Below are 1,192 nucleotides of genomic sequence, written 5' to 3' on the forward strand. Positions count from 1 at the left end.
CACGTCATATGATCCTTCTGGCTGCGACGCCGGAGCGCGCGCCGCCAGAGATCAACGACGTGGTAACGGAACGCGCCAAGCGCGCGCGAGTTCGTGGGGACTGCGTGGTACGCGAAATAGCCACGCACCACCTGCCCAAGCCACTTCCCTTGCACAGGAATCGGTTCGTGCATGCGTCGCCGAAGCTCCTCCTTGATCTGCCTGAGCTTCGCCCGCATGCGATCGCCCCGGGTCTTTCGCTGAAGCTGGAAGGCGCCACGACGCGATTTGCCGCAGATAAAGATGAAGCCCAGAAACGCAAAGGTCTCCGGCCGGCCAAGACCGCGACTCCGGCGGTTGACCGCTGCGTAGCGGCCGAACTCCAGTAGCCTTGTCTTGTCCGGATGTAGCGCAAGCGCGAACTCCTCCAACCTCTGACGCATCGCATCCCAGAAGCGCCGCGCGTCAGCTTCGTGCTCAAAGCCGACAACAACATCATCTGCGTATCGCAGGATGATGACGTTGCCTTGGGCTTCGCGCCGTCGCCACCGTTGGGCCCAGAGGTCAAAGACGTAGTGAAGGTACACGTTCGCGAACAGCGGTGATGCCACTGATCCCTGTGGGGTACCCGTCTCACTGACGCTGAGCTCTCCATCTTCCAGTACGCCCGCCTTGAGCCATTTGCGCACAAGGCGGATGATGCGCTGGTCGCCGATCCGGTGCTCAATGAAACGGACCAGCCATTCCTGGCTGACCGAGTCAAAGAAACTCTTGAGATCGGCGTCCAGAAGCTTGAGCGCAAAGAACGACTCCCGGAGCCGGTCGACAGTGACGTGATGCAAAAGCGCGGTGAACCGCTCCTTCTTCCGCTGCCTTGCGGCTTGCCGTACACGTTCCAGCCCCTGTGACATGCTTGCCCGGTTCTGCGCCCGGCGCGTGCGTTGCTGACCCGTGTTTCCCTTGGTCCCCGCCCTTGGCTCCACCCACTCCGCAGCCGGTTTCCCGACGTTGTTCGCAGGCTTCCTCGCTACTATGGCGGAGTCTGACTTCTCTCGACCGTTCATCATACGGCTCCTCGCCTTCCCGATGCGGACCAGCCGTGCTGCGACTGGCCGGACGAGAGATCTCCCGGTTCCCGTGCACAGAGCGTCCGTACGTGCCAGGGTCTTCGACCACGCCGGATCGCAGGGGTGCTCGCGCTCACGCGCCCCTT

At 62.6% G+C, this 1,192-nt stretch carries 1 protein-coding gene; it reads right to left on the bottom strand.

From position 1 onward, the window contains the following. Positions 1 to 890 (bottom strand): reverse transcriptase domain-containing protein (locus tag BVER_RS29130; protein WP_440588115.1); only part of this gene is annotated, 890 nt, incomplete at its 3' end. Positions 891 to 1,192: the final 302 nt, after the last annotated feature.

It is taken from the genome of Candidatus Burkholderia verschuerenii, from assembly GCF_001189365.1.
Taxonomy (GTDB): domain Bacteria; phylum Pseudomonadota; class Gammaproteobacteria; order Burkholderiales; family Burkholderiaceae; genus Caballeronia; species Caballeronia verschuerenii.